This window comes from Thalassospira sp. GB04J01 (assembly GCF_000751115.1).
GTDB classification, from domain to species: domain Bacteria; phylum Pseudomonadota; class Alphaproteobacteria; order Rhodospirillales; family Thalassospiraceae; genus Thalassospira; species Thalassospira lucentensis.
Genome location: NZ_CCDX020000008.1, coordinates 404423 through 424163 on the forward strand (window position 1 = coordinate 404423; position 19741 = coordinate 424163).

17 protein-coding genes are annotated in these 19741 nt (G+C 55.0%); 4 read left to right on the plus strand and 13 right to left on the minus strand.

Translation table 11 applies throughout. From position 1 onward, the window contains the following. Positions 1 to 14: 14 nt before the first annotated feature. The 10 genes from AMM48_RS06925 to uraH all read right to left on the minus strand — a co-directional run bounded on the left by AMM48_RS06925 (position 15) and on the right by uraH (position 12452). A complete protein-coding gene (locus AMM48_RS06925) occupies positions 15 to 1190 on the minus strand; it encodes a helix-turn-helix transcriptional regulator (protein WP_102783456.1) in 1176 nt (391 codons plus the stop codon). A 404-nt stretch (positions 1191 to 1594) separates the two neighbouring features. Further along, positions 1595 to 2662, minus strand: a complete 1068-nt coding sequence (locus tag AMM48_RS06930) for a BMP family ABC transporter substrate-binding protein (protein ID WP_102783515.1) — start codon at positions 2660 to 2662, stop codon at positions 1595 to 1597. 217 nt (positions 2663 to 2879) lie between these two features. Next, complete coding sequence (locus AMM48_RS06935) at positions 2880 to 3800, minus strand: ABC transporter permease (RefSeq protein ID WP_102783457.1); 921 nt, start codon at positions 3798 to 3800, stop codon at positions 2880 to 2882. Then, a complete protein-coding gene (locus AMM48_RS06940) occupies positions 3800 to 4879 on the minus strand; it encodes an ABC transporter permease (RefSeq protein ID WP_102783458.1) in 1080 nt (359 codons plus the stop codon). Before AMM48_RS06940 ends, AMM48_RS06935 begins: the two co-directional genes overlap by 1 nt. Then, the gene (locus tag AMM48_RS06945; protein ID WP_244271153.1) at positions 4866 to 6473 is read right to left on the minus strand and encodes an ABC transporter ATP-binding protein; all 1608 of its coding nucleotides are present in this window, start codon (positions 6471 to 6473) and stop codon (positions 4866 to 4868) included. The genes AMM48_RS06940 and AMM48_RS06945 overlap by 14 nt, the downstream gene beginning before the upstream one ends. Positions 6474 to 6561: 88 nt before the next feature. Then, the gene (locus tag AMM48_RS06950) at positions 6562 to 7038 is read right to left on the minus strand and encodes a nucleoside deaminase (RefSeq protein WP_198413505.1); all 477 of its coding nucleotides are present in this window, start codon (positions 7036 to 7038) and stop codon (positions 6562 to 6564) included. A 110-nt stretch (positions 7039 to 7148) separates the two neighbouring features. Next, positions 7149 to 8201, minus strand: coding sequence for a xanthine dehydrogenase accessory protein XdhC (gene xdhC / locus AMM48_RS06955; RefSeq protein WP_102783460.1), 1053 nt, complete (start codon positions 8199 to 8201; stop codon positions 7149 to 7151). A gap of 3 nt (positions 8202 to 8204) precedes the next feature. Continuing rightward, a complete protein-coding gene (gene xdhB / locus AMM48_RS06960; protein WP_102783461.1) occupies positions 8205 to 10601 on the minus strand; it encodes a xanthine dehydrogenase molybdopterin binding subunit in 2397 nt (798 codons plus the stop codon). Then, on the minus strand, positions 10594 to 12090 hold the full coding sequence (gene xdhA / locus AMM48_RS06965) for a xanthine dehydrogenase small subunit (RefSeq protein ID WP_244271142.1): 1497 nt from the start codon (positions 12088 to 12090) through the stop codon (positions 10594 to 10596). Before xdhA ends, xdhB begins: the two co-directional genes overlap by 8 nt. A gap of 8 nt (positions 12091 to 12098) precedes the next feature. Next, positions 12099 to 12452: a hydroxyisourate hydrolase gene (gene uraH / locus AMM48_RS06970; protein WP_022732611.1), complete on the minus strand. Its 354-nt coding sequence runs from the start codon at positions 12450 to 12452 to the stop codon at positions 12099 to 12101. A gap of 468 nt (positions 12453 to 12920) precedes the next feature. Between uraH and puuE the strand changes: the two genes are divergently transcribed. From puuE to AMM48_RS06990, 4 genes are all read left to right on the plus strand, one after another. Next, positions 12921 to 13835, plus strand: coding sequence for an allantoinase PuuE (puuE, locus tag AMM48_RS06975; protein WP_102783462.1), 915 nt, complete (start codon positions 12921 to 12923; stop codon positions 13833 to 13835). 25 nt (positions 13836 to 13860) lie between these two features. Next, positions 13861 to 14388 (plus strand): 2-oxo-4-hydroxy-4-carboxy-5-ureidoimidazoline decarboxylase, encoded by a 528-nt coding sequence (gene uraD / locus AMM48_RS06980; RefSeq protein WP_102783463.1) that lies wholly within the window; start codon positions 13861 to 13863, stop codon positions 14386 to 14388. Positions 14389 to 14455: 67 nt separating this feature from the next. Continuing rightward, positions 14456 to 15475, plus strand: a complete 1020-nt coding sequence (gene alc, locus AMM48_RS06985; protein WP_102783464.1) for an allantoicase — start codon at positions 14456 to 14458, stop codon at positions 15473 to 15475. A gap of 15 nt (positions 15476 to 15490) precedes the next feature. Further along, a complete protein-coding gene (locus AMM48_RS06990; protein ID WP_102783518.1) occupies positions 15491 to 15997 on the plus strand; it encodes an ureidoglycolate lyase in 507 nt (168 codons plus the stop codon). Between the two features lie 80 nt (positions 15998 to 16077). Here the strand turns inward: AMM48_RS06990 and AMM48_RS06995 are convergent, their stop codons facing one another. The 3 genes from AMM48_RS06995 to AMM48_RS07010 all read right to left on the minus strand — a co-directional run bounded on the left by AMM48_RS06995 (position 16078) and on the right by AMM48_RS07010 (position 19712). Further along, a complete protein-coding gene (locus AMM48_RS06995; RefSeq protein ID WP_102783465.1) occupies positions 16078 to 16929 on the minus strand; it encodes a delta-class carbonic anhydrase in 852 nt (283 codons plus the stop codon). A gap of 177 nt (positions 16930 to 17106) precedes the next feature. After that, positions 17107 to 17910 (minus strand): hypothetical protein, encoded by an 804-nt coding sequence (locus tag AMM48_RS07005; RefSeq protein WP_244271144.1) that lies wholly within the window; start codon positions 17908 to 17910, stop codon positions 17107 to 17109. Between the two features lie 80 nt (positions 17911 to 17990). After that, the gene (locus AMM48_RS07010) at positions 17991 to 19712 is read right to left on the minus strand and encodes a DUF4153 domain-containing protein (protein WP_158246435.1); all 1722 of its coding nucleotides are present in this window, start codon (positions 19710 to 19712) and stop codon (positions 17991 to 17993) included. Positions 19713 to 19741: the final 29 nt, after the last annotated feature.

Genomic DNA, 19741 nt, shown 5'->3' on the forward strand with positions numbered 1-19741 from the left:
AGGATAAGATTGGCCTAGCGTGGAGGGCTCTGATCCTCGTTCAGCGGGATGATCATTTGCACCGCAAGTCGCACAAGTTCCAATCTGTCTTTGACCCCGGTCTTGCGATAGACGCTGGCAAGTTGGGATTTAACGGTTTCCGGCCCCTTACCCAGATGCTCGGCAATCTCTCTGTTACTCAGTCCGCGCAAAACCGCGTCAAAAACATCGGTTTCCGTTCGTGTCAATGCAAAATGCCGGTTAAGCAGTCCGGTGTTGATATCGGTGTACCAGAAGGGATCGACCACGGTTGCCAACACACCAGAAAACTGTCCGCCAAAGTCGCCTTGCTTTTCACGCAGTGGTGCAAGATCAAGCAAATAGGCACTGCTTTCATTGACCCTGCTGTTCAGGCGCAGGTTTTCCGAGGACTTCTCAATAAAGGTCTGCTGGCTGAGTTTCTGCACCGCCTGAGAAATCTGTCTGGCATTTTGATCATCCCTTGCGGTTAGCTTCTGTCCCGGTCCAATGATCAGGGCATCGCGGCTATCAAGAATGCGGCTGAATTCTTCGTTGACCACAACGATCTCACCATTGGCATTAAGGATAGCAACCCCGATCCGCAATCGATCCAGCACATCAAGAAACCCGCGATAACGGTGCCGCAACAGATGAACCGGTCGGTTCATTTCCAAAACCTTGGTCAAGTGCGGTCCCAACAATCGCAACACTGGTGCAGCCTCGTCGGGGACAAACCGCCCTTCATCGCGATAGTGCACCGTGAAGATGTCATAGCCTGCTGCATTCTTGGACACACACATTCCGGCGGCCTGATTGCATCCGGTTGCCTTTTCCAGCCAAGGGTAAAACCGCGACGGAGAGGTATCACCATAATGATGGCGCACTTCATCCCCAATTGAGAACCGATACAGATCCTGCAGATGGAAATATTCCGAACCATCATTCTTGTTCAAACCAAGGCTGATATACTCGTTAAACCCCTCCGGCGTCACCAGACTGTTGCCATGACAGGAATAATCAGAAATTTCGGCACGGATATTTTCGACATGCATGATAATTGCATTCTGACAACCCAACTCATCGGCCAGCCAATCCAGTCGTTCGACCCACAATTCTGGCGAAATTGCCGCTTCATACAATGAAGGGATCATCTGGTTCAGAGCACCAAATTCTTTTTCGCTGACCGTCACACTCCGACCTCCTCTACCGCCAGTTGATCAAGGAACTGATAAACTCATAAAACTCAATCACAAAGGATTTATGCATCTTTTGAGACTGGCGGATTTCTCATGTCCGTGATCAGTAAGGTTTGACTTGGCGATTTTGTGCCGTAAATCTTCGCGATTTTGCATTCCACTTGACGGGCCACCAATGGCCTACCGTGCAAGATATCGAGGATCGACATTTGAAACATCGGGCTGCACCGCTCCAAATACCCCCCCCGATTGGCGACATAGAGATGGTCGCGTGCGAGAAAACCGACAGCGCACCGCAAAACCGGCTGAAAGACCAAATTGTAAAACAAAAAAGCCCCGCGCACCTTAATGCACGGGGCTTTGTCATTTAACCGATCCGGAAGGATCGAAAACCTGACTTATTTCGGCAGTTCGGCGTCGATGCCCTGAACGTACCAGTTCATACCAAGCAGCATACCGTCATCCGCGTCATCGCCTTCCTTGATGCGAAGCTCGCCTGCCTGATCATAGATCGGACCCGCGAACGGATGGATTTCACCGGAAGCAATTTTGGCTTCGACTTCTTCGGCCAGTGCTTTTACGTCGTCAGGCATGTTGGTGTATGGGGCCATTTCGACCATACCGGAATCAATGCCACCCCAGACGTCCTGCGACTCCCAAGTGCCATCGACAACCGCTTTGGCGCGCTCGACATAATATTTGTCCCAGTTATCAACAATCGCGGTCAGCTGTGCTTTCGGTGCGAACTTGATCATATCGGACGCCTGACCGAAACCAAGAACGCCACGGTTTTCAGCAACCTGAAGCGGTGCCGGGCTGTCGGTGTGCTGAACCATGATGTCAGCGCCCTGATCGATCAGCGCCTTGGCTGCATCGCCTTCCTTGCCCGGATCATACCAAGTGTTCGCCCAGACGATTTTGACTTTCACATCCGGGTTTACCGACCATGCACCAAGCATGAACGAATTAATGCCACGGACAACTTCCGGGATCGGGAACGACCCGACATAGCCTACAACATTCGACTTGGTCATTTTACCAGCAATCACGCCCGCAACATAACGGCCTTCATAAAAACGTGCCGCATAGGTAGAGACGTTATCTTCACGCTTATGGCCAGTCGCATGTTCGAACTTCACATTCGGGAACTGTTTGGCGACCTTCACGGTCGGGTTCATAAAACCATATGAAGTGGTAAAGATCAGGTTATGGCCAGTCTGGGCCAACTGACGGATCACACGCTCGGCATCAGCCCCTTCTGGCACACTTTCGACATAGCTGGTCGTAACAGCATCGCCGAGTTCGGCTTCAATCGCCTGACGGCCGATATCGTGACGGTATGACCAACCATGGTCACCAATCGGACCGACATAGACAAAACCGGCTTTAACGTCTTCGGCCTGGGCTGCACCCATGCCCAATGCAAGTGCACCCGTCGCCACAACGGCGGTAAGGGTACGCTTCATGAAACTTGTATTCATTATGTAGTCTCCCTGTTAATCAGCATCTCAGGATTTAAACACATTCCTGTTTGCAATCAATGACGTGTTCTCACGCGAACCAAGACTCAGACAAACTGGCCAGCCTTTTAACCGCCTTGTGTGAGTTTTGGCCCGTCGCGCTCTTCCTCCCGTTGGGCTGGAACATCATTTGTCGTGTTCCGGTCCCAATCGCAGACCGGCCTTAGTGGGCCGGTCTGAACGCCTGACCAATACAGGCCGGCGCATTCAGTCTGATTTTTGCACGGTCACTGGAAATAATCACCAGCACAATAATCGTCGCAAGATACGGCAACATCGACATGAACTGGCTCGGCACATGAATGCCCGCCCCTTGTGCATGAAGCTGCATGACCGAAATCAGGCCAAACATATAGGCCCCGGCCAACAACCGCCCCGGACGCCACGTGGCAAACACCACGAGTGCGAGCGCGATCCAGCCACGGCCCGCCGTCATATTTTCCGCCCACATCGGGGTATAGGACAGCGACAAATACGCCCCGGCCAATCCGGCCATCGCCCCGCCAAACATCGTGGCAAGATAGCGGATTTTAATCACCGAATAGCCAATCGCATTGGCCGAATGATGCGAATCACCCACCGCCTTAAGGATCAATCCAGCCCGGGTTTTGGTCAGGAAATAACCCACCCCGAACACCACAAGCAACGAGAAATAAACAAGGAAGTCCTGCCCAAACAAGATCGGACCAATGACCGGAATCTGGCTGATCCCCGGGATCGAAAGTGACGGCAGCGGATCAATCGCAAAGCCGACAAAACCCGACCCGACAAGGGCGGAAAAACCAACCCCGAAGATGGTCAGCGCAAGCCCCGTCGCCACCTGATTGGCCATCAGGGTCAAGGTCAGAAACGCAAAGATCAGCGATATCAACACCCCGGCCACCACCGATGCAAAAATGCCCAGAATGGCCGAACCGGTCGTCGCGGTGACGGCAAAACCGGCAATGGCGCCCACCAGCATCATGCCCTCAACGCCAAGATTAAGCACACCGGACTTTTCCGTGATCAACTCACCCGACGCCGCCAGCAAAAGCGGGGTCGATGCAGTAATCACCGTCAATGTGAAAGGAACAATCCAATCCATTATGCGGTTCTCCCTTTTGCCGCGATAGAACCGAAACGAATACGGTATTTGGTCAAAACATCACAGGCCAGCAGGAAGAACAGCAATATCCCCTGAAACAGGCCCGTCACCGCATTGGGAAGCCCCAGCGTAATCTGGGCAAGTTCACCGCCAAGATAGGTCAGCGCCATAATCAAACCACCAAACAGAATGCCCACCGGATGCAAACGCCCCAAAAAGGCAACAATGATCGCGGTAAAGCCATATCCGGGCGAAATGGACGGCTGCAACTGGCCAATCGGGCCTGCAACTTCAAACAAACCAGCCAATCCCGAAAGCCCGCCCCCCAAAAGCAGGGTAAACCAGATCATGCGTTTCTGGCGGAACCCAACGTGGCGGGCGGCCTGCGGGGCCTTGCCAACCACACGCAACTGGAACCCGATCAAGGATTTTGACAGTAACAACCACCCGGCAATCACCACCAAAACTGCAACCGCCGTACCCAGATGCACCCGCGTGCCGTCATAAATGATCGGCAACAGACCGGCATCGGGGAATGGGCGCGATTCCGGGAAGTTAAATCCTTCGGGATTACGCCACGGACCATGCACTAGGTAACTTAAAAACAGGGTCGCAACATAGGTCAGCATCAGGCTGGTCAGAATTTCATTGGCGTTAAAGCGTGTACGCAACAATGCCGGGATAGCGCCCCAGGAAGCCCCGCCGATGGCGCCAAACACCAGCATGGCCGGCAGCAAAAACACGCTTTGACTGTCATAGAAATAAAGGGCTAAGCCCCCGCCAAAGATCGCCCCCATGGTCAGCTGCCCTTCGGCACCAATGTTCCAGACGTTTGCCCGAAACCCCATGGCAAGACCAATCGCAATGATCACAAGCGGGGTCGCCTTGACCAGAAGCTCGGACACGCCGTAGCTGTTGCTGATCGGCAGGATAAAGAAGGTATAAAGCGCCTCAAGCGGGTTCTTGCCCATAAAGGCAAAGATGATGCCGCCAACAACAAGCGTCATGACGATTGCCAAAACCGGCGACAGATAGACCATCGCCTGTGAATGCGAACGGCGGGGTTCAAGCCTGATCAACGCGACCTCCTGTGGCTAGCATGTCGTTCGCCGGGGTCGCGTCACCGTCCAGATCATGGAGGCCCCCCATCAACAGACCAATTTCTTCGATGCTGACATCGGCCATCGGACGCGATTTGGACATTTTGCCCTCCGACATCACAACGACCTGATCACAAATCGCGAAAATCTCGTCGAGATCCTGCGAAATCACCAGAACCGCCGTACCCTTTGCCGCGAGATCAAGCAACGCCTGATGAATGGCACTGGCCGCCCCGGCATCCACACCCCAAGTTGGCTGGGAAATCACCAGCACACCGGGGTCTTGCAGGATTTCACGCCCGACGATGAATTTTTGAAGGTTCCCGCCCGAAAGCGATCCGGCTTCGGCCCCCGCACCGGTGGTACGGACATCAAATGTTTTAATAATGGTATCGGCAAAGGACCTCGTCGGGACTTCGCGGATTAAACCACGTGCCGTCAAGGCCATCCGGCGAAATGCCGTCAGGAACCCGTTTTCCGCCAAGCTCATATCGGGCACGGCACCATGCCCGTTGCGTTCTTCGGGAACAAACGTCGCGCCCAGACGACGACGACGGCGCGGCCCGAAATGCGCAACAGATGTACCATCAATCTTGATGTTATCGGGGGAGGCAAACTGTTCGGTTTCCCCGGCCAGTGCCTGAAACAGTTCGTTCTGACCGTTCCCGGCAACCCCGGCAACGCCAAGGATTTCACCGCCGCGCACGGTCAGATTGACGTCTTTAAGATCAGTGCCAAACTGTTCTTCGCTGGCCAGTGACAAATTGCTGACCTCAAGACGAACATCGCCAAAGGTCCGATCTTTGCCCCGGTCCGGTGCGGTCAGTTTCTGGCCGATCATCATTTCGGCCATCGATTTTGCGGTTTCTTCCCGCGGGTCACAGCCGCCCACCACCTTACCACCGCGCAACACAGTCGCCTTCTGACACAGCGCTTTGACCTCATGCAGCTTGTGGCTGATGTACAGGATCGCGCAGCCCTCATCTGCCAGACGCCGCAGCGTTTCAAACAGCTTTTCCACTTCTTGCGGGGTTAAGACCGATGTCGGCTCATCCAAAATCAGCAATTTGGGATTTTGCAGCAGGCAACGGACAATCTCGATCCGCTGACGTTCGCCAACCGACAAGGTGTAAACATGGCGATCCGGATCCAGCGGCAGGCCATAGGTCTTTTCAACCTCGACCACCTGCTTGCGCAAGACCTCCATATCGCGCACGTCATTCATCGCAAGGGCAATGTTTTCAAGCACCGTCATGGTTTCAAACAGCGAGAAATGCTGGAACACCAGACCGACACCCATTTCACGCGCATCATGCGGGCTGTGAATGGTCACTGGCTTGCCGTCCCAAAGCACCTCGCCCTGATCGGCCTGCAAGACACCATAAATGATTTTCACAAGCGTGCTTTTGCCCGCGCCATTTTCCCCAAGCAGCGCATGGATTTCGCCCGGCTCGATACGGAAACTGATATCGTCATTGGCCAGACAGCCCGGAAAGGCCTTGGTCACACCGCGCACCTCAAGTTGCGCGTGCCCTGCCCCCGTCATGGCTTCTGCCCCGGCATCACCGGTCATTGACGTCACTGCTACCACCCCTATTTAGCAATATGATTTTGCACACCATCGGCGGTTTTACCGCATTCTGTGCTGCAATCAAACGGTCTCAATATGCGATCTTGTCGGTTTTGGTATCCCATGCGGCGAAAACCTCGCGCGCTTCGGGCACATCGACATGCTCGATGGGCAAGGACCGATCCTTGATCGGCTTTGCCACCTCATCATACAGGAACTGATCGTCAAATCCGATGGCGGCGGCATCATCGCGGCCATTGGCATAATAGATCTTGTCAAGACGGGCCCAATAGATCGCCGAAAGACACATCGGGCAGGGTTCGCAACTGGTGTAAATCTCACACCCCGAAAGGTCAAAACTGCCAAGTTTTTCGCACGCCGCACGAATGGCGCTGACCTCGGCATGCGCGGTTGGATCGTTTGTCGATGTGACGTTATTCCATCCTTCGGCAATCACTTCACCATTGCGCACAATGATTGCCCCGAACGGTCCACCACATCCCTCGTCCATTTTTTGCCGGGACAAATCCACGGCATGGCGCATATGGCCCTTTTTGGCATCACACACTGCCAGTTCTCCTTTGCGAAACCCTTGATCTGGCAAACCAGATCACCTGATCAGGCCGTCATTAACGCGGCCCTTTATCATTAAAAACACCTTCAATGAAGGTCGTAAAATCAACCCGCCCCGTCTGATGCGGTTTTAATCGGCTGATTTTGCGCCATCTGCGCTTCGCGCACAGACAGCAATTGCGCGGCAACTGACGCCGCAATCACGGCCGGTTGCTTGCCGGTAATCCCACCAACACCAATCGGGCAGGTCAAACGACCAATCGCTGCTGCGCTTAAACCCCGATCGGTAAGCCGCCGGATAAAACGCGCGCGTTTGGTCTGACTGCCAATCATGCCGACAAAGCCAAGATCACCGCGCACCAAAGCCGCCCGACAAATGTCAAAATCAAGCGCGTGGTTGTGTGTCAGGATCAAAACATGCGCACCAGCGGGAATATCGGCGACTTCATCTTGCGGTTTATCACTGTGACACACCTGAAGTTTCGCCCCGGTCAGTCCAGTCAGATAGTCCTCACGCAGATCGACAAGATGAATGTCAAACGGCAAGGGTGCCAAGGCATTCACCAGTGCCGTGCCGACATGCCCGGCCCCGAAAATCCACACCGGTGTCGCCGCGTCATCCAGACGCAAACACAGCATATCCACCCCGTTATGGCTCATCATCCCGCCGCGCAACGCACCAAAGGTCCGCATCAACACCGCTGATTGCTCGGCATCGGCCACAGCGAGATGATTGTCATTGGTCGGCAGCATGATCCAGTGACCATCGTTTTGCCCGCCACCGCTAACAAGCTGCTTGAAGGCGTTTAAAAGTATGGCCTTTTGCGACGACCCAAGCAGATGAAACCCGACCTCAACCGACCCGCCGCAACATTGACCCAAGCCCGGCCCCAGCGGGAACCGCACGATTTCAGCATTGGCAATGTCAGGGATGTTAGCGCTAACATCCTCTGCTGCGGCAAATGCATCGCGCACGCGGCGCGTCACCTGATGTTCAAGGTTGCCACCACCAATCGTACCGGAAATGCCGTCTGACCCGATCAGCATGAAGGCACCTGCTTCACGCGGGGTTGATCCGCGAATGGCCGCAACACTGACCAGCATCACCGGGCCCGGCGATGCCAACAGATCAATATGTGCACCATGCGACAGGGTCATGCCTTATTCCCCCGCTGCGGGCATGGATTGCCCGACATTTTGCATCATCCGCTTGGCCACATCGGCCACCGCATACAAAACCGCCTCGGGCGTTGCCGGGGTATTAAGTTCCGGGATCACCTTATGATCGGCGACCGAGGCAATCGCATCGGCAATCGCGCGATGAACCGAAATCGCCAACATCAACGGCGGTTCCCCGACCGCCTTGGACCGGTGAATGGTTTTTTCAACATTGCGTCCCGATGACCACAATTCCATGCGGAAATCTTCCGGTCGATCTGAACAGGCCGGGATTTTATAGGTTGATGGCGCATGGGTGCGCAGATTGCCGCGATCATCCCACCAAAGCTCCTCGGTGGTCAGCCACCCCATGCCTTGGATAAAGCCGCCTTCGATCTGACCACGGTCAATCGCCGGATTAAGCGACTGCCCGACATCATGAATGATATCCACCCGCGTGACCTTGTTTTCACCGGTCAGGGTATCGATCAAAACCTCGGAACAGGCCATGCCATAGGCAAAGTAATAAAACGGCCGGCCCGATGCATTTTCGCGGTCGTAATGGATTTTCGGCGTCGCGTAATAACCCGTCGCCGACAAAGACACCCGTGCGAGATAGGCCTGCTTGATCACATCGGCAAAGCTCAGCTCCGCCTGATCGCCGATAATCACCTTACCGGGTACAAACCGCACTGCGGCTTCGGCCACACCGTATTTTTCGGCTGCAAACGTGATCAATCGGTTCTTGATCGTCATCGCCGCATCGCGGGCCGCCATGCCGTTCATATCCGCCCCGCTTGAGGCGGCTGTGGCCGATGTATTGGGCACCTTGCCGGTATTGGTCGCGGTGATCTTGATCTGGTCAAGGTCGATCTGGAATTCCTCGGCGACGACCTGGGCGACCTTGATAAAAAGCCCCTGCCCCATTTCCGTCCCGCCGTGGTTCAAATGCACCGACCCGTCCTGATAGACATGGATCAACGCCCCGGCCTGGTTCAGGAACGACGTGGTAAAGGAAATGCCAAACTTGACCGGGGTTAAAGACAAACCCTTTTTTAAAACCGGGCTTTGCGCGTTAAACGCCTCAACCTCCGTCCGGCGTTTGCGATAATCGCTAGCGTTCAGGATATCGTCGGTCAGATCACCCAGAACATTGTCTTCGACCACCATGTGATAGGGCGTCGTGTTGCGATCATCGGTCCCATAATAATTCGCAATCCGCACATCCAGCGGATCACGGCCAACGGTCATCGCGATTTCATCAATAATGCGTTCAATCGCCACCATGCCCTGCGGCCCGCCAAACCCGCGAAAGGCCGTATTCGAAACAAGATTGGTTTTGCAGCGATACGACCGAATTTCAACATCGCCAAGGTAATAGGCATTGTCGGTATGGAACATCGCCCGGTCGGCAATCGCAGCCGACAAATCGGCCGAAAAACCGCAATTGGCGGCATATTGAATATCAAGCCCCCAAATCCGCCCGTCATCATCAAAGCCAACATCATAATCGACAATGAAATCATGACGCTTGCCGGTCATGATCATGTCGTCATCCCGATCCAGCCGGAATTTCGCCGGTCGTCCGGTTTTCACCGCCACTATGGCGGCCAGTGCTGCCCACTGGGATGCTTGCGTTTCCTTGCCGCCAAACCCACCGCCCATACGGCGTACTTCAACCGTCACCGCATTCGCCGGACGGCCCAGCACATTGGCGATATTGTGCTGCACTTCGGACGGATGCTGGGTTGAGCAATGCAGCAACACGTCACCGTCTTCCTGCGGGATGGCAAACGTGATTTGACCTTCAAGGTAAAAGTGATCCTGCCCGCCAATTTCCATTCGGGCCGACCGGCGATGCTTGGCCTTGGCAAGTGCCGACGCCGCATCCCCCTGTTTCATCACATGGGGTGGTGCGACAAAAAGCTGCTTTTCAAGCGCTTCATCCACCGACAGAACCGCAGGCAATTCTTCGTATTCGATATCCGCCAGTTTGGCGGCGGCACGCGCCTGCGCGCGGGTTTCGGCCGCCACACAAAACACCGGCTGACCATAAAACTGCACCAATCCGTCGGGCAAAACCGGCTCATCATGGGTATGGGCCGGGGACACGTCATTAACACCGGGCACATCATCGGCGGTCAAAACGCACACCACACCGGGTGCTGAACGGACCTTGGACAGATCCATTTTGGTGATTTTGCCATGCGCGATGGTCGCCGCACCGGGGGCCAGATGCAGCGTGCCGAATGGCTCGATAATGTCATCGATATAAACCGCTTCGCCCGCCACATGTTTCGGGCCGCTATCATGCTTGGACGCGGTACGCACCCCACCCGACAAACCGGCAGTCGGAGCAATAAGGTCTTCGGCTTGGCTGTTTGCAGATGGGTCAGACATGTGCAGCCTCCTTACCGACAAGGCGGGTGGCAATATCGGGCGCGCTGGTTTCGATAAACAGCTTGGTCAAAAGGTTCTGCGCGACCAGCATGCGGTATTCCTTCGATGCCCGCATATCGGTCATCGGCGCAAAATCACTGGCAAGGGCAAGCTGTGCCGCACTGAGGCTGGCCTCATTCCAGTCCTGCCCGATCAAGGCCGCCTCGCATTTCTTGGCCCGCATCGGGGTCCCGGCCATACCGCCAAACGCGGCACGGAATTCCGCCACCTTGCCATCCGCAATCCGGATCGCAAAGGCCCCCAGAACCGCCGTGATATCCTGATCAAACCGTTTGGAAATTTTATAGGCCTTAAATGTCATGCCCGATGCCGGTTTGGGCACGATCACGCTTTGTACAAACTCGCCGGGCATCCGGTCCTGTTTGCCATAACTGACAAAAAATTCTTCCAATGGCACGTCGCGCGTTACATCGCCCATGCGAAGGACAATTTTCGCCCCCAGCGCAATCAGGGCCGGCGGCATGTCACCAATCGGTGATCCGTTGGCGATATTACCACCGACAGTTCCGGCATTGCGGATTTGCCGCGATCCAATGCGACGGATCAACTCACCCACATCGGCCGCCACCCGCCCCAGCGCATCATGTGCGCGGCTATAGGTCACACCGGCCCCGATGGTCACGGCCGTCTCGGTTTCACTCACCGATTTCAGATCAGAAACGTCACCAATGTAAATGATCGGATCAAGCCGTTTGAGCATCTTGGTCACCCAAAGCCCAACATCGGTTCCGCCCGCCAGTACGGTTGCGTGCGGATGGGCTACCAAAAGGGCCGCCAGCTCATCAGATGTGCGCGGCGCGTAATAGCGGCCAGCAGCATGTTCCACCGCCAAAGTCCCGGCACCCTTGACCATATCACTCAGGCGGGTCGCAAGATCAGTCCGGCGTTTTTGTTCAGTTGTATCATTGGCGGCAACACCGCCAGCATTCCGCGCCGCCTCAATAATAGGGCCATAACCAGTACACCGGCACAGGTTACCGGCCAGCGCATCATTGATCGCCCCGCGATCCTCCTCGCCACCATCCAGCCACAGCTGATACAGGCTCATGACAAAACCGGGTGTGCAGAAACCACATTGCGATCCATGGGTCTCGACCATCGCCTGCTGCACCGGATGCAGGCTGCCGTCCTTGGATTTCAGGTGCTCGACCGTCAAAAGCTGTTTGCCATCAAGGGTCGGGACAAACTGGATACAGGCATTCACCGTGCGATAGGCCATGCCCCCATCGCCATTTGGCTCACCAATAATGACGGTGCAGGCCCCGCAATCCCCCTCCGCACAGCCTTCTTTCGTACCTGATTTGCGTTCTTCAAGACGCAGGTAATCAAGAACCGTCATCTGCGGATCAATGTTGCGCAGGCTGCGTTCTTCGTCTCCCAAAAGGAAACGGATGTCAGGGCGCATAGTGATGTCGGTGTGTTGCGTCATGCTCGGCCTCAGCTTCCGCGATAGGTCGAATAGCCGAATGGCGACAGCAAAAGCGGCACATGATAGTGCGACTGCCCGTCTGAAATGCCAAACCGGATGACAACCTGATCAAGGAACTTCGGGTCAGGAAGCTCTGTCCCACAGGCGTCAAAATAATCGCCCGCATGGAAAACCATCTGATACTTACCGGGCTTGAATGAGGCCCCGTCGAGCATCGGTGCATCGGTCCGACCATCAACATTGGTCACCGCCTCGGCAACAAGGTCATCATGGCCATTGCCAAAACGATGCAGCTCGATCCGGATACCACCCGCCGGGCAGCCTTTTGCCGTGTCGAGTACATGCGTCGTCAGTCGTCCCATGGCGGGCCTCCCTCTCTCAAACTCTTATATGGTGGTCGATCGCTTCTCCCCAGGTCGGCATTCTATTTGGTGATTTTGTGCCGTACCAATTTTGAGCGATGTTCTTTTAAGCCCGTCTCGTTTAGGGCAATTTTAAAAAGGGTCGCATTACGACCCGTTCTCGGAAAGAGGCGATAAAGTGAAACTATATCAATAATTCTTTGAAAAACGAATTCCGTCACTTCGTGCAGAATGGTACGAAACAATGGTCAAAAGCCCAAGGGCCATGACATAACGACCACAAAAACGTGGCAAACTGCTGATCCCGTCCAGGAACATTATCAAAGTCGTCTTGATAGTGCGGCGCTACAGCAACGGAGTTCTTCCTTGCTGCACTGCGACCTATGGTTAATGCTATACCCATAGATGCTACACCAAACATCCCGGCAGACAAAGCAAGGGATACTAAAGAAGGCAGGAGAGGCAGAAATGAGCGACCAGAATTATGCGCGCGATCTGATTGGCTATGGCGATACCCCGCCCAAGGCCAACTGGCCAAATAAGGCCCGCGTCGCGGTTCAGTTCGTCCTGAACTATGAGGAAGGTGGCGAAAACTGCATCCTGCATGGCGATAAGGCATCCGAGGCGTTTCTGTCGGAAATCGTTGGCGCGGACATGCGCGAAGGTGTCCGCCACATGAGCATGGAGTCGATCTATGAATATGGATCGCGTGTTGGTGTCTGGCGCATTTTAAACCTGTTTCGCGAACGCCAAATCCCGATCACGGTCTTTGCCGTTGCCATGGCGCTGGCGCGCAATCCCAAGGTTGGCGAAACCGCAATGAAGGACGGGCATGAGATTTGCTCGCACGGCTATCGCTGGATTGATTACCAATATCTGTCCGAAGACGTCGAACGCGACCATCTTCACAAGGCGATTGAGATTATCAAAGGCATCACCGGCGAACGCCCGCTGGGGTGGTACACCGGGCGCACCAGCCCCAATACACGCCGCTTGGTCGCCGAAGAGGGCGGGTTCCTCTATGATGCCGATGATTACAGCGATGAACTGCCGTTCTGGAGCACCCAGACCGAAACCCCGCATCTGATCGTGCCTTACACGCTTGATGCTAATGACATGCGCTTTGCCGCCATGCAGGGGTTTAATTCCGGCGAACAGTATTTCCAGTACCTCAAAGACAGCTTTGACACGCTGTATGAAGAAGGGGCTGAAACGCCGCGCATGCTGTCCATCGGGTTGCATTGCCGCTTGGTTGGTCGTCCCGGCCGTTTTGCGGCGCTCAAACGCTTTGTCGATTATGTCCAAAGCCACGACAATGTCTGGTTTGCACGCCGCATTGATATCGCACGCCATTGGCGCAAACATCATCCGTTTGGCGGCTAAGAAAACAAAAAAAGTAAAGGTCATCATGACAAATACCGCACCATCGCTTTTTGAAACCCGCCCGCCCAGCACATTGGCCGAAAGCGCCTTTGTCTCGCGCTATGGCTGGGTCTATGAACACTCGCCGTGGGTCGCCCATAAATTGTATGAGCGCGGCATTAGCAGCGCGCTTGACACCCCCACAGCCCTTGCCGATGCGATGGCTGCCGTGGTCAATGGCGCGGTTGATGCCGATAAGCTATCCTTGCTGCGCGCTCATCCCGATCTGGCTGGAAAACTGGCCTTGGCCGATTTGACCGCCTCATCACAAAGCGAGCAAAAGGGGGCCGGGCTTGATCAATGCAGTGCGGATGAACTTGCCCGCTTTACCGAGCTTAATGACACCTATAAGCAAAAATTCGGCTTCCCGTTTATCTTTGCCGTAAAGGGTTTTGACCGCGCTGATATTCTGAGCGCCTTTGAACGGCGGGTAAAAAACGATGCCGAGGCCGAGTTTAACGAGGCCATTGGTCAGGTCCATCGCATCGCCAAGCTGCGGCTTGAAGATCTGTAACCATCAAAACTTCCGCGCCACAATGCTCGGACCGAATAACAAACGATAAAATCAGGAATGAACTGTTATGAGCCATACTGAAAACCATGATGCACCGGAATTTACACGGCGCTTTGTTAATCTGGCCGATGAACGTCTGGGCGCAGAAGCCATTTTCGCGACCGATGATTTCTTTGCTGATAAACAACGCATGCTGCAATCGGGCGACGCCATTTTCTATCCCGACCGATATGACGATAACGGCAAATGGATGGATGGCTGGGAAAGCCGCCGCAAACGGGTCGAAGGCCATGATTACTGCGTTGTACGGCTGGCAACATCGGGCCGCATTCACGGGGTGGATATCGACACCAGCCACTTTACCGGCAACTTCCCGCCTGCGGGCTCACTCGAAGGCTGCTATTGCCCGGCGGGTGATCCGGGTGACGATGCCACATGGAGTGAAATCGTAGCCCCCATGGGCCTTGGCGCCAGCGCGCATCACTATGCCGATGTAACATCAGACGCCATTTACACCCATGTCCGCCTGCACATCTATCCCGATGGTGGGGTGGCGCGCCTGCGCGTTTATGGCCGCCCGAACCGCGACTGGACCGACATGGCTGCCCGCGGCGAACAGGTTGATCTGGCCTCCATGATCAATGGTGGGGTTGTCGTTGGCTGGTCTGATTCCCATTACGGCAACCCGAATGCCATTCTCGCCCCCGGTCGTGGGGTTAATATGGGCGATGGGTGGGAAACCCGCCGCCGACGTGAACCGGGCAATGAATGGCTGATCATTGAGTTGGGCAATCCGGGCGAGATTGAAAAAATCATCGTCGATACCTGCCACTTTAAGGGCAACTATCCTGACCGCGTTTCCATTCAGGGCGCATATGTGGATGGAGAAAAGGACAAGTCGCTCACCGCACGTTCGATGTTCTGGTCGACCATCCTGCCCGAAAGCAAAATGCAGGCCGATCATATCCACGAATTTGATGCATCGGCCCTGACCATCAGTGGCCCGGTCACGCATTTGCGGGTCAATTCGATCCCCGATGGCGGTATTAGCCGTTTGCGCATTCTTGGCAAACCGACCAGCAAATAGGGCGGATGCATGTCGATGAAACTTAAAGTCGAACCGCTCACCGCGGATGACTTCGCCCCATTTGGCGAGGTCATCTCAACCGCGACCGCGCGCGACACTTACAAAATCAATCTGGGCACCACCACCCGTTTTCACGACATCTCGCGCGTCGATGTCGGGGATCAGGGTGGTGCTCCGATCATCAGCATCTTTCGCGGCACGCCACGCACCAAGCCGATTGAAATCAAAATGATGGAACGTCACCCGCTCGGCTCACAGGCCTTCATGCCACTTGCCGGGCAAAAGTTCCTGATCGTGGTGGCATCGGGCACGGATACCCCGACACCAGACACCCTACGTGCGTTTATCTCGGACGGCACCCAAGGTGTCACCTACGCCAAAAACGTCTGGCATCATCCGCTGTTGGTCCTTGAACCCGACAGTGATTTCCTAATCGTTGATCGCAGTGGACCGGGGGAAAACCTCAACGAAGTCGACCTGCCGCTGGTTGATGGCGCGGTTATTACGCTCGATTGGGTGTAATGCATATCTTTGCGGCCCGCCGGTCACTTACAGCATGGCGCATAAATACAAACGATGATATCCGCCATCATCACGGGCAATCAGTTGATTTGCGATAACAAGTCCGGGTTCGTTACAAGGTTTCGCACACCATGGGCGTGATCTTCCTTGAACGGGTTATCTTTTAACCACGCATCGACCGATACGATGTTTAACTTAACGACATCGGGACGCACACTCCAGGTCACCTGAAACGGCGAACCTTTTTCGTTATAGCCTGGACCCGTTGTCGATCCCCCATACACAACCGGCTCACCCAGATCGGCTGGCAGGTTGGGCACTTGGTTCAACCCGTTGATCTCTTCGATATGAGCCATCTTGGTGAAGTCTGCTCCACCCTGCGACACCAGAACGGCAACAACCGCCTCAACGCGAAGCTGCGGATTACCTGTCGCATCGCTCAGACAAGTGCCAAGGCCACTGCCAAGGGTCGCTTGCGCGGTCGAATATACGAAGTGAATTTCGATGGTATCGCCCGGCTCAAGGTCACCATGCTCGCTGGCACCGACTGTCATGCTAATGGGGGCAAGTTCGGCTTCAGCCAGCACACCATCGTACCTGAAACCAGTGCCATACCCGTGTCCATCACCATTGCCCGCAAAGGTCGTAAACAGGCCACCTTTGTGCTCGGCATTCTCATGGAAATGAATGTCACACAGTGCCATTTTATTCACGACCGGCGCCGTATTGAACGCACGATGGTTGGCACCGGCAGGCGCATTAATGTCACGCGGCGACTGCGGGCCATACCCCATGCCGTTAGTGGCAGCCGCCAAAGCACTGCGCTGCTCGGCAATGATCTGGTCCGAAACCGCATGTTCATCGGATGCCGCAAAGACACAAGAAGAAACAAACATGGCCGTAACGCTTGTCCCAAAGAACGTTTTAAGCATTTTCTTTCCCCAGAAAATAACGCCAAATTGGACGAGGATCGCGATACGCCCTCCTATTTATAACACCAAACCCGACGTCGCCGATTAAAAACCCGCGCACTCTTCTCTGAACAATGGCAACAGACAAAATCTCGCTGTCGATCAGAACGCCATCACAGTCAAAAATGATGTTGGAAATCATTGTGCCGGGGCTTGTTGACCATTCGATGCCCCGCCAAGATCAAGTGCGAGCAACCGTTTCTGGATGGTTTGTGACAGCACCGGGCTGGGATCGGCCTGCATTGCGCGTTGATAGGCCGCGCGCGCCATATCGGTTTTACCCATCGCAAGCGCGTTATCGGCAAAATGCGCAAGATGTTCGGCCGTCGGCATTGCCTTATTAACCGCAACAAACACGTCTTCGGCCTCGGCGTAGCGTTCCTGTTTATACAGGATCAAGCCATAGGTATCGAGTGCACCTGGATCATCAGGGGCCACTTGCAAGGCATTCTGGGAAAGGCGTTCGGCTTCCTTAAGGTTTTCACCGCGCACCGCATAATGGTAGGCAAGCCAGTTGGCCGCCCCCATATTGCCCTGACGGGCCGCCTGATAGGCTTCGGCGGTCATGGTATCGCGGTACGATGAAATCACCCCTTCGATGGTTTGCTGATCCAGCCCGTCCACCCATGTCAGCCCAACCCGCACCGCCTTGCAGCCCTGCGCGTTGGCCTGCTGGCACATGGCAACGGCTTCCTCGACCGCGCCCAGAACGGTGGCCGATGGACCCGCCGCATATTCCTTGCCCGCGTCATCACGCGACAGCGCCTTAAAATCAATCATCGCCCGGTATCGGTCATCGACCTTGGCCTGTGTCGGTGCCGCCATCATGTCCTGCGGTTCCCAGTTCGAACTGGTATCCCCACAGGCCGCAAGGCCAAGCAGCATGGCAACCGCCACAAACGGGCGCATGGATCGAATGTTAAGGGGACGAAAATCAGGCACGGCAGTCATTCCCTGTGTTGGTGAAAAAGCCAGACGCATCATAGCGCAAATCGGTTTTTCAGACATTAACAGCATGGTTTTTAGCGGGTTTGGCGCCAGTGTTGCCCACCGATCTTAAGGTCGGAATAGCGCGGCGCAATCACATCAACCGCCCCGGCTTCCAAATCGCGTTGCATCTGGGCCCGGTCTCTGTCGTTGGGATCAAGCTGCAAGGTCGCAACCGACACCCATTCACTGTCTTCGGCGGCATACCGATAGACCGGGGCATAATCTTCATCGATGAAAAACACGGCTTCTTCGCGGCCATCGCCATCAAGATCAATCAGCAAAATCGAACACAGGTTCGCCCCGGTATCATCGCGGCAAAACCGGCGATAAAATTCAAGTGGCCCGGTCAGAAGCTCATCAACAAGATCACTTGGCACTTTATGCGTTGCCGGAAAGATCGGAATGCGATCAGCCGCAATCATATCGCCCCGGTCATTGGGATTGCGGTCACGCAAAGCGGTCAGATCGGGCATGGCATCGGGATAGCTTGCCGTAAATTTGGCAATAGCCGCGATCCCAGGATCCCCCAATCGGGTGGCCATAAAGGACAGATCATTCAGCGTGCGGGTTGAGAGCTCAGAAGAGGATGCTTCGGCCCCAAGCTTCTCCGTCAGGCGGGCTTCCTGACTGCGGGCCGACATGGTCACAGGATCAAGCAACGGCAGATGCACGACAAAAGCCGTTACCGCCAGACAGATCCCGATATGACCAAATGTCTGGCGCAGGGCATTGGGGGTTGATTGGCGACGGCCAAAGGCCGCAACCGATAGCCAAATGGTCGCAAACAGCACAAACAGTGCTGCCCAAATGCCATAGGTCCGCGACGGGGTTAGGCCATAATCGGCCACCCGAAGCCAGATGGTATAGATCGCAATCGCGGCAAAAACCGGTGCCATCCACAAGGTCACCCGAAATATGCGATCACCAATCTTGCCAAACAGGGTCGATGCCTCACCGGCCTGAACCGCCCCAAACAGCAAATAACTAAGCCCCGCGGCGGCGGCCATCACCGTCCACCAAACACCAAAGTCCTGCGCAATCAGGATTTCCCAGCCGCCCAAAATGGCAACAGCCAAAAACACCAACAGCCCACAAGCCTGAATGGGGTAGAGCACGCGAAACATCACACCGATCACTTGACGCACCGGGATCAAAAGATTGGCTTTTTCCTGCGCAATCAAAACACCCGTCGCAAACGCAACCCCCGACAGGGGGGCACCAATATATCCTTCGGCAATGAAGTCCCAAATTTGGTCAAGCCCGACCAGCTCAAGCAGGGCGGTCAGCGCATATAAAAGCGGCCAAAGAATACCAATCGCCAAAAGCCCGAAGGCCAGCGAAAGCTTGATCGACCAGATTTCCGGTACCAAAGCTCCACGGTCGCGATGGTTTGGCAAAACCGTTGTTTGCGGGCGGGCCCATATCCGCCAGACCGCCACCGCAATACCAACCCAAATCGCCTGACAGACCAAAAGCCCGGTTGTTGGAATATCGGTCACAAAATCAAACCCGACAAACACCTGAAAGCTTAAAACCTGAAGGGCCGCAAGAACCGAAACGCCAAGGGTAAAAAGCACATCATCGCGCAGATTGCGCACGCCAACCGCAAACCAGCTACAAAAGGCAAGGCTTGCGACAAATGTCATCAGACTTGTCAGGGCGTATTCATCCAACGGCGCGTAACTGCTCAGATACCAGAACGCCAATCCATATGCCGCTCCGCTCAGCGGAAACATCCAGTGCCTATTGTTCATTGATGTACTCATGCTTGTGCCCAAATGCG

Excerpts from the sequence above, each read along its gene's own strand:
- AMM48_RS06930 (WP_102783515.1), bottom strand. The coding sequence starts at position 2,662 with ATGAAGCGTACCCTTACCGCCGTTGTGGCGACGGGTGCACTTGCATTG.
- AMM48_RS06935 (WP_102783457.1), bottom strand. The coding sequence starts at position 3,800 with ATGGATTGGATTGTTCCTTTCACATTGACGGTGATTACTGCATCGACC.
- AMM48_RS06945 (WP_244271153.1), bottom strand. The coding sequence starts at position 6,473 with ATGACCGGTGATGCCGGGGCAGAAGCCATGACGGGGGCAGGGCACGCG.
- xdhC (WP_102783460.1), bottom strand. The coding sequence starts at position 8,201 with ATGACCCTGTCGCATGGTGCACATATTGATCTGTTGGCATCGCCGGGC.
- xdhB (WP_102783461.1), bottom strand. The coding sequence starts at position 10,601 with ATGTCTGACCCATCTGCAAACAGCCAAGCCGAAGACCTTATTGCTCCG.
- xdhA (WP_244271142.1), bottom strand. The coding sequence starts at position 12,090 with ATGACGCAACACACCGACATCACTATGCGCCCTGACATCCGTTTCCTT.
- uraH (WP_022732611.1), bottom strand. The coding sequence starts at position 12,452 with ATGGGACGACTGACGACGCATGTACTCGACACGGCAAAAGGCTGCCCG.
- puuE (WP_102783462.1), top strand. The coding sequence starts at position 12,921 with ATGAGCGACCAGAATTATGCGCGCGATCTGATTGGCTATGGCGATACC.
- uraD (WP_102783463.1), top strand. The coding sequence starts at position 13,861 with ATGACAAATACCGCACCATCGCTTTTTGAAACCCGCCCGCCCAGCACA.
- alc (WP_102783464.1), top strand. The coding sequence starts at position 14,456 with ATGAGCCATACTGAAAACCATGATGCACCGGAATTTACACGGCGCTTT.
- AMM48_RS06990 (WP_102783518.1), top strand. The coding sequence starts at position 15,491 with ATGAAACTTAAAGTCGAACCGCTCACCGCGGATGACTTCGCCCCATTT.
- AMM48_RS06995 (WP_102783465.1), bottom strand. The coding sequence starts at position 16,929 with ATGCTTAAAACGTTCTTTGGGACAAGCGTTACGGCCATGTTTGTTTCT.
- AMM48_RS07010 (WP_158246435.1), bottom strand. The coding sequence starts at position 19,712 with ATGAACAATAGGCACTGGATGTTTCCGCTGAGCGGAGCGGCATATGGA.